This is a genomic window from Fluviirhizobium alvei, assembly GCF_030551875.1.
GTDB classification, from domain to species: domain Bacteria; phylum Pseudomonadota; class Alphaproteobacteria; order Rhizobiales; family Rhizobiaceae; genus Rhizobium_E; species Rhizobium_E alvei.
The window spans coordinates 22,671-32,228 of record NZ_JAUOZU010000026.1; the positions used below are offsets into that span (position 1 = coordinate 22,671).

The following is a 9,558-nucleotide window of genomic DNA, read 5'->3' on the forward strand; positions in this document are numbered from 1 at the left end:
TCGACCTCTCCCCTCGATCAGGACCTGCCGCAGATGCAAACGTTGCCGTTCACACCAGTCGAACGCCGGCCTGCCGCATCCGTTCCATCATGGTCGCAAGCGAACCGCCGAGATCGATTGCCGCGCAGGCATCGAGCCTCACTTCCGTATCAAAACCATGCGCCACCGCATCGAGCGCCGAATAGGCAACGCAATAGTCGGTTGCAAGGCCGCACAGGACGAGGCGGTTGATGCCGCGCTCCTTGAGATAGCCGGCGAGCCCGGTCGGTGTCCGGCGATCATTCTCGAAAAACGCCGAATAGGAATCGATTTCAGCGCGGAAACCCTTCCGGATCACAAGCTCCGCCTTGGTCCATTGCAGAAGCGGATGGAAATCGGCGCCAGCCGTCCCCTGCACGCAATGATCCGGCCACAGCGTTTGCGGGCCATAGGGCATTTCCACCATGTCGAACGGCGCCTTGCCGACATGGGCAGAGGCGAAACTGGAATGGCCGGCCGGGTGCCAATCCTGAGTCAGAACGACATGTTCATGATCCACGATCAGCTGATTGACCAGGGGCAGGATTGCGTCGCCACCGGTTACGGCCAGCGCTCCGCCCGGGCAGAAATCATTCTGCACATCGATCACCACCAAAGCCGCATCATTCATACCGCCACCCCGTCACGAAACACTCTGACCAAAGGTCAACCATACTTGGGCAAGGCGCACAAGCCATGGCCGGGCAAAAGTCATTGTGCATCAATGACCGCCACCCTTGATACCATCGGCATGGGCGGCGAGATGGGAAAGCGCGAGAACGACGAGCAAAAGCAAGGGCGCACCGAGATAGATCGCCTGGAAACCGGTATGTGCGATGACGAAACCGAACAGCGTCGGAGCAAAAAGCGTACCCGAATAGCCCATGGCCGTGACCACCGAAAGGCCGACACCCTTGGCCATTCCCGGCAAGTTACCGGCTGCGGAAAAGGCGATCGGCACCAGATTTGAAACACCCAGTCCACTGACGGCAAAGCCGACGATCGCAACATAGGCATTTGGCGCCAGTCCGCCGACGATCATGCCCACAAGCGCCAGAACGGCCGAGATCCGAAAGGTGCGAACGGCTCCGAACCGATCGCGGACGCTATCACCGGCAAATCGCATCAGCATCATCGTACCGTGGAATGCCGCCGCGGCGAAGGACGCGATCGTCAATGTCGAACCGAGTTCCGTGGAGAGATAAAGGCTCGACCAGTCGATCACCAGTCCCTCTTGCAGCATCGAAAACAGTGCCATGATCCCGAGCAGCCAGGGCAAGGGGCTCTGGAAAATGCTGGTCCGGGGTTCATGACCGTGGCTCGCCGCATCATGGGGACCATCGTGCATCACGATCGCTAGCGCAGTGAAAACAAGAGCCGCATCCAGAGCCGTAGCAATGATGGCATGGGTTTCGGCACCGAACCGGTCGATCAGGAAACCACCGATCGCGGCCCCGACAAGCGCGCCCATGCTCCAGTAGGCGTGGCAGGAGGACATGATGGAACGCCGCATACGCTTTTCCACCTCGACGGCGTTGGCGTTCATGGCGATATCCATGGCGCCAGCAAAGCCGCCGAACAGGAAAACGGCTACGGCAAGGAGATAGACATTCGGCGCGAAAGTAATGAACAACATCACCGGCAGGAACAGAATCGCAGCCACCTTCACCACCAGCGAGGATCCGAACCGGGCAATCTGGGCACCGGCAATCGGCATGATGGCGATCGAACCGACACCAAAGGCGACCAGTAGCAGGCCCAGCAGTTGTTCAGACAAGGCAAATGACCTTGCGATCACCGGGATCTTCGGCGACCAGGCGCCGATGTAAAGCCCGTTGGCAAGGAAAAGCAGGGCCACCGCAAGCCGTTCCTTGGGAAAGATGCCCGTAAGCGGAGCAGGCTCGGGGGAAGTCGTCTGGATCGTCATGAACTTGCCTTGACAGCTATGCCGGCTCCCGGATGGAGCGGCGCGAGGATTAAAAGCGGTTTCAATTTCAAAGCAGAGAAAGGCGTGCACGTGGCAGCCTAATCTACGGGAGGGTCGGCGCAGGTCACCGGAACATTCTGCGCGCGGATGGCAGAGACAATGTCGGGGGCACTGTCATGCTCCAGCACCAGTCGCACATTGTCGGCAAAGGGAATCACGGCGAAGGGGGCAGATGCATCGAGCTTTTCATTGGTAATGGCACAGATGATCGACCGGCTTCGTAAGGCCACGGCGCGTTTGAACTCAGCCTCTTCGCAAGACGTTGCGCTGATCCCTTCATGCCGGTCGAGGCCGCAGCCACCCAGCAGGAACAGGTCCGGCCGCATCGTGGCAATCTCTGCCGTGGCCTTGCTGCCTGTCACGGCGCCGGTGCGGTGATCCACAGCGCCACCAATGATCACGATGTCGATATCGCCGCGATCGACGAGAGCCGCGGCAATCGTTGGCGCATTGGTGATGAGGGTCAGCGAGAGGCCTTGCGGGAGCGCACGTACGATCTCGAGATTGGTGGAGCCGGCATCGCAAAAAACGGTCATTCCGCCCTGGATAAAGGGAATGACGGCTCGTCCAAGCGCACGCTTTCGTTCGGCGCTTTCACCGATTCGTTTTGAGAGATCGCCTTGACCGCTTTCGACCGCCAGTGCGCCGCCATAGACGCGTCGGCAAAGGCCGGACGCCGCCATTTCCCGAAGATCACGGCGGATCGTATCTTCAGAGACATCGAGTTCCCGCGAAAGGCTGGCCGCAATAACGCGCCCCTCCTTTGCGAGCTTTCCTAGAATGAGAGCCTGCCGCTCCCCCAAGAGTAGATCATGCATGATCAAGCCTGAATCGACACAATTCGGCATAAACATGCATGAACGCGCAAGACCTGTCAATCGTCATTTCCCGATCGGGTAAAGCCAAGCTGCCCGATCTGGTTTCAAATCGAAAGGCCGAGCGCCGATATCAGGCCAAGCGCATCCGCCCCAGTTCGGTGGTGGATTTACAGAACTCGGTGTTTTGGGAGGGTTTGCCGAACAGATAGCCCTGCCCTTCACGACATCCGCGCCGGAACAGGATTTCGGCATCCCCGAGATCTTCAATTCCCTCGGCCGTGCAGCGGATGCCGAACCGTTCCGAAAGACCGAGGATTGCATCGACAATCGCCTGGCTTTCGTCGCTTGCCGTTAGGGTACGGATGAACCGCTGGTCGATCTTGAGCTTGTCAAACCGGCAGGCGGTCAGATGCTGCATCGTCGAATGACCGGTCCCGAAATCGTCGAGCGCAATCGTTATTCCGGCGGCTCTCAATTTCACCAATGTATCGCGGGCAGTCTCGAGGTCGGCAATCAGCGCATTCTCGGTGATTTCCACCTCAAGCCGGCTGGGCGGGAACTCGGCCTCACCGAGAATTGCGATGATCTTGAGAGCGAGTTGCGGATCGCGCAACTGAGCGGGAGAGAGATTGACCGACAGCATGATATGCGATGGCCAATGACGGGCAACGGCGGCTGCCTTTCGCAGGATCCGCTCACCCAGGGCCGAAACGAGCCCGCACTGCTCTGCGACCGGAATAAAATCTGATGGCCCGATCGCACCGCGTTCGGCATGCGTCCAGCGAGCAAGCGCCTCAAATCCGATGGTTTCCCGGGTCGAGAGATCGACGATCGGCTGGAAATGCGGAACGATCTCATCCTTGTCAAGCGCTTCCCGAAGCGCATTCTTGAGCCAGTTCTGCTCAACGACACTGTTTTCCAGAGAGGTTTCGAAGAAGGAAACCTGGCGCCGACCACCATTTTTCGCCTTGTAGAGCGCGATATCGGCGCGCCGCAGGGCTTCGCCGATCGAATCTTCGAGACCCTGAAACAGCGAGACACCAACCGAGACGCCAAGATGGAGCGGCACCCCATCATAGTAGAACGGCTGATTGACGGCATCGATACAATGCGAGGCAAGACCAAGCGCTTCGTCCTCTCGGGCGAGCGCCGGTGTGATCACGGCAAACTCGTCGCCACCGAAACGCGCCACGATTCCACCCGGAAAATGATCGCGGATCCGGCGCGCAAACTCGCAAAGCACCTGGTCGCCGGCAGCATGGCCGTAAACATCATTGACCGGCTTGAAATGATCGAGGTCGATCAGGAACAACGCCCGCATTTCCATGCCGCCGCGCGCGGCGATGAAATCGGAACCGAAGGCTTCGAATTTCCGCCGGTTTGCCAAACCCGTCAATTGATCATGCAGGGCCAGTTCACGGCTCGCTGCTTCCGCTTTCGACTGGCGTTCAAGCGCATGCCGCAGCCGACCGGCCTGTCGCAGTGCAAAAACCGCCAACGCAAGACTGGCGATCAAACCGAGGGTCATCAGGTTGTCGACATCGAACAGGGATCTGTCGGATGCCCCTTGCAGGGCCGCCAGGCCGCCATTGAGGGACCGGTATTTCGCAACGATCTGGGCATGGGTCGGCTCACCGACCCATTCGTGGAATTTCGAATGAAGATCGAAATCCGATGCGAGCCAATACAAAAAAATGGTTGCGCCAATGAGTGCAACGTTTTCCAGACGTTGCCACCAGCGCCCTCTTTTGTGTGGGCCAAATGTGAAACCTGTTTTGCCCTGCATGAACATAACCATATCTACCGGCTATTGGATATGGTCGCAGGCTAGGCACGCAAGCCTTCGCTTTTTATTAAAATTGTCGCGATGGCCCGCGGAAGGCCTATGAATCGATCGCTATGCTTAAGCGAGAATAAAGGCCGGCGACCTCGCATTGTGCCGCCGGCCAACTGCATTATGCAAAAACGACCAGGAGATCCTTCGCGTCGATCTGGTCGCCCGTGCGGACCAGGACTTCGGCAATGATCCCGTCGCGGTCGGCATGCAGAGCCGTTTCCATTTTCATCGCCTCGATCGACAACAGCACATCGCCGGTCTTAACCTCCTGGCCGGCTGCGACGGCGACCTGCGAGACGACGCCGGGCATGGGTGCGCCGACCTGGTTGGCATTCCCCTGCTCCACCTTCCTGCGCACGGCACTTCCGGCGGCACCATGGGCGCGGTTCGGCACCTTGATGCGGCGCGGCTGACCGTTGAGCTCGAAGAACACCGTGACCATGCCCTTTTCGTCGGTATCGCTCTGGGCCTGGTTGAGGATCACAAGCGTCTTGCCCCGCTCGATATCGGCAAACAGCTCGTCGCCAGCCTGGAGCCCATAGAAATAGGCGGGTGTCGGTAGAACCGATACGGGGCCATATTGGTCGGCCGCCGCGGCAAAATCCGTAAAGACCTTTGGATACATCAGATAGGAAGCGAATTCGAAATCGCTGAGCTTGCGCTGCAGCTTGGCTTCGATTTCGGCGCGTTCCTGGTCGAGATCGGCATCCTTGAGCAACGAACCCGGACGCACCGTATAGGCAGCCTCGCCCTTCAGCGCCTTCTTCTGCAGAGCCTCCGGCCAACCACCCGGCGGCTGACCGAGGTCGCCCTTGAGCATTGAGACAACCGATTCCGGGAAGGCAATATCCTTAGCCGGATTGACGACATCGTCGACACTCAGATCCTGGCTCACCATCATCAAGGCCATGTCGCCAACGACCTTGGAAGAGGGCGTCACCTTGACGATGTCACCGAACATCTGGTTGGCATCGGCATAGGCCTGTGCCACCCGGTGCCAACGGGTTTCCAGACCAAGCGAACGCGCCTGCTCCTTGAGATTGGTGAACTGTCCACCCGGCATTTCATGCAGGTAAACTTCCGATGCCGGGCCCTTCAGATCGCTTTCGAACGCGGCATACTGGTTGCGTACGGCCTCCCAGTAGAAGGAAATCTTGCGAATCCAGCTCGGATCAAGACCCGGATCACGCTCGGTCCCCGAAAGCGCTTCGACGATGGAACCCAGGCAGGGCTGAGACGTGTTTCCGGAGAGCGCATCCATGGCCGCATCGACGGCATCCACGCCCGCCTCGACGGCTGCCAGCACGGTTGCCGCCGCGATCCCGGACGTGTCGTGCGTATGGAAATGGATCGGCAGGCCGACGGACTGCTTGAGTTCGCGGAACAGGATCCGCGCAGCGGCCGGTTTCAGCAGCCCGGCCATGTCCTTGACGGCGATGATATGGGCACCGGCCTTTTCCAGCTCCTTGGCGAGGTCGACATAATATTTGAGATCGTATTTCGGCCGCGCCGAGTTCAGGATATCGCCCGTATAGCAGATGGCCGCTTCGCAGAGCTTGTTTTCCTCCGCCACCGCATCCATCGATACGCGCATGTTCTCCACCCAGTTCAGGCAGTCGAAAACGCGGAAGAGGTCGATACCGCCCTTGGCAGCCTGCCGGACGAAGTATTTCACCACATTGTCGGGGTAGTTCTTGTAGCCGACGCCGTTGGCGCCGCGCAGCAGCATCTGCAAGAGGAAGTTCGGCGCACTTTCCCGGATCAGCGACAGCCGCTCCCAGGGATCTTCCGTCAGAAACCGCATGGAAACGTCGAAGGTCGCGCCACCCCAGCATTCCAGCGACAGAAGATTCGGCAGCGCCCGCGAATAAGTACCGGCAATGTTGGCGATATCGAAGGTGCGCATGCGGGTGGCAAGCAGGGACTGATGGCCGTCGCGCATGGTCGTATCGGTCACGAGAACGCGTTTCTGATCCAGCATCCAGTCTGCGAACTTGCGCGGCCCCAGTTCATCGAGCAACTGTTTGGTTCCGCTCTGCTGCGGCAGATCGCAGAAGGGAATGACCGGTGCAGCCGCATCCTTGGGCGGCAAAGCGCGTCCCTTGACCTCGGGATGTCCATTCACGGTCACATCGGCAAGATAGGTGAGGAGCTTGGTCGCGCGGTCCTGGCGCTTCACCTGCTGGAACAGTTCCGGCGTCGTATCGATGAAACGCGTCGTATAGCTGTTGGAACGGAAGGCCGGGTGGCTGATGATCGCTTCGAGGAAGGTGAGATTTGTCGCAACGCCACGAATGCGGAATTCTCTCAGCGCACGATCCATCCGGTGAATGGCTTCAAGCGCAGTCGGTGCCCAGGCGGTCACCTTTTCCAGAAGCGGATCGTAGTAGCGGGTGATCACCGCGCCAGAGTAAGCAGTACCTCCGTCAAGACGGATACCGAAGCCGGTGGCACCGCGATAGGCCGTGATGCGGCCATAGTCGGGGATGAAGTTCTGTTCCGGATCCTCGGTCGTGATGCGGCATTGCAGGGCATGGCCATTGAGGCGGATTTCCTCTTGCGGCGGAACGCCCGATTCCGGGGTACCGATCGCATAACCATCGAGAATGTGGATCTGCGCCTTTACGATATCGATACCGGTCACCTGCTCGGTCACGGTATGTTCGACTTGGATGCGCGGATTGACTTCGATGAAGTAGAATTTGCCGGTATCGGCATCCATCAGATATTCGACGGTTCCGGCACCGATATAGCTGGTGGCTTCGGCAATCCGGAGCGAATAGGCGGCGAGTTCGGCGCGCTGTTCATCGGAAAGGTAGGGCGCCGGCGCCCGCTCGACGACTTTCTGATTGCGGCGCTGGATCGAGCAGTCGCGCTCGAAGAGATGGACAGCATTGCCATGCGTATCGCCGAGAATCTGGCTTTCGACATGGCGCGCCCGTTCCACGAGCTTTTCGAGGTAGACTTCGTCCTTGCCGAAGGCAGCCTTCGCCTCGCGCTTGGCCTCCGTCACTTCCTTGAGAAGGTCTTTCGGGTCGCGAATGGCGCGCATACCACGACCACCACCGCCCCAGGAGGCTTTGAGCATGACCGGATAGCCGATTTCCTCGGCCAGGCGCTGAATTTCGGCAGGATCATCCGGAAGCGGATCTGTTGCCGGAACCACCGGCACACCGATCGAAATCGCGAGATTGCGCGCTGCAACCTTGTTGCCGAGCTGCCGCATCGTTGCAGGCTTGGGGCCAATGAAGGTGATGCCGGCTTCCGCGCAGGCATCGGCAAATTCTGGACTTTCCGACAGGAGGCCGTAACCCGGATGAATGGCATCGGCGCCAGAGAGTTTTGCGACCCGGATCACCTCATCGATCGACAGGTAGCTTTCGATCGGTCCGAGATCTCTCTCGAGATGCGCCCCACGGCCGACCTGATAAGATTCGTCGGCCTTGAAACGATGCAATGCCAGCTTGTCCTCTTCTGCCCATATCGCCACGGTTTTCAAACCGAGCTCATTGGCTGCGCGGAAAATGCGGATGGCGATTTCCGAACGGTTGGCAACCAGAATTTTCTTGATGGGCAAGGCCGGACTCCTCTGTCTGAGCTTTATGGATAGCGCTCAACCCTGGCCCTGGCAGATCTCCTCTGTCCCGGATGAAAAGGCCATGCCCTCCCCCCGACCGGGACTGATCGACAGGTTCATATTGCAGCGCGAAGAAATCCTAGCGCGTTGCGAAAGGAAGTGCAAATTGGATTACGTCAACAAATCGGGCATAGCCGACATCAGGCGATCAAGCCCATCCGGAATCCGGTCGCAACAGCCTGATTTCGGTTGCGCGCACCAAGCTTGGCCTGAAGCGAATTGACATACCAGTCGACTGTGTTGGAGGACACATTGAGAACCTGAGCGATGTCGCCCGATGTGAGCCCTTCGGCGATGAAGGCAAGCGACTGTATTTCGCGATGTGTCATCGATATGTCGAGACCCAGCGTCACGGCGCTGGCCTGCCCCTCTCCCCGCAACTCCAAATAACGGAAATAGGCTTCACGGAATGCCGTCTCCAGAAGCGCGATCTCCACCGGGCTCAATTCAATGTCTTTGGGACCTCCGATCGTGGTAGCGCCCACCAGACCAGTGCGGCTGAATGCCGGAAAGATATAACCCGAGGCCAGACCATTGTCCTTGCCGTCGGCCATCATCCGTTTCATGCGCTTGTAATGCGGATTGTCGCGGTAGGCATCGACCGCTTCATGCCAGGCGAAACTGCGATTAGCTCTGAGAAGATAGCGAATTGTCGGATCGACGATGATGTATTTCTGGGCGACATAGCGCTCCACCCATGTCGCCGGCCAGTTCGCCGCAATGATCAACTGGTCGGCATTCTCGATCGGCTTTGGATTACTGAACACGCAATAATATGCAAATCCATAGGATGCGAGAAGTCGCTCAAGCTCAACAGTCAACGTCTGGCTATCGGGCACTTCACGGATCGCAACCATAAAATGCATGATTTGTGTGTGATTCAATCCCGCCTCCGTCCCCCATGCAACCTTTGAAACATTTCAGTCAAAGGCTTAATAGGTCAATGGCTTTCATCAGACTTTTTTTCAAGTGTAAGAAATCGCCTGAACTTTGGTATTAGATCTTGGAACATTAGAATCACTGTGAGAAAACAACGATTCTTGCTGGAAATAGATGAAAAAGCGCCATGTTTGCCGCTAAAATAAGCGCCAGATCCTGTCACAGAACCTTTTATATTCATAAGTACTAAATAAATTGAGAGAGGGCTTTTCGCAAGCCCTCTCGTGTAGTCGGCGAAGACGATCAGCCCATGCGTTCGGATGCATAGCTTCCGGGGCTTGCCGGGAAGACCACCGTGCGGTTGCCGTTCATGAACACCCGG

7 protein-coding genes are annotated in these 9,558 nt (G+C 58.2%); all 7 read right to left on the reverse strand.

Going from position 1 to position 9,558, the window contains the following annotated elements:
* Positions 1 to 49 precede the first annotated feature (49 nt).
* Positions 50 to 649 carry a bifunctional nicotinamidase/pyrazinamidase gene (gene pncA, locus Q4481_RS24185; protein ID WP_304378998.1) on the reverse strand — a complete coding sequence of 200 codons (600 nt, stop codon included), beginning with the start codon at positions 647 to 649 and terminating at the stop codon, positions 50 to 52.
* Between the two features lie 90 nt (positions 650 to 739).
* Positions 740 to 1,945, reverse strand: coding sequence for an MFS transporter (locus Q4481_RS24190; RefSeq protein ID WP_304378999.1), 1,206 nt, complete (start codon positions 1,943 to 1,945; stop codon positions 740 to 742).
* A 98-nt stretch (positions 1,946 to 2,043) separates the two neighbouring features.
* Positions 2,044 to 2,823, reverse strand: coding sequence for a DeoR/GlpR family DNA-binding transcription regulator (locus Q4481_RS24195; protein WP_304379000.1), 780 nt, complete (start codon positions 2,821 to 2,823; stop codon positions 2,044 to 2,046).
* A 130-nt stretch (positions 2,824 to 2,953) separates the two neighbouring features.
* Complete coding sequence (locus tag Q4481_RS24200) at positions 2,954 to 4,513, reverse strand: putative bifunctional diguanylate cyclase/phosphodiesterase (RefSeq protein WP_304379001.1); 1,560 nt, start codon at positions 4,511 to 4,513, stop codon at positions 2,954 to 2,956.
* 265 nt (positions 4,514 to 4,778) lie between these two features.
* Positions 4,779 to 8,237 carry a pyruvate carboxylase gene (gene pyc, locus Q4481_RS24205; protein ID WP_304379002.1) on the reverse strand — a complete coding sequence of 1,153 codons (3,459 nt, stop codon included), beginning with the start codon at positions 8,235 to 8,237 and terminating at the stop codon, positions 4,779 to 4,781.
* Between the two features lie 200 nt (positions 8,238 to 8,437).
* Positions 8,438 to 9,181, reverse strand: a complete 744-nt coding sequence (locus Q4481_RS24210; RefSeq protein WP_304379003.1) for a LuxR family transcriptional regulator — start codon at positions 9,179 to 9,181, stop codon at positions 8,438 to 8,440.
* Positions 9,182 to 9,237: 56 nt separating this feature from the next.
* Positions 9,238 to 9,558: hypothetical protein (locus Q4481_RS24215; RefSeq protein ID WP_304379004.1), on the reverse strand; the 321-nt coding region annotated here is incomplete at its 5' end.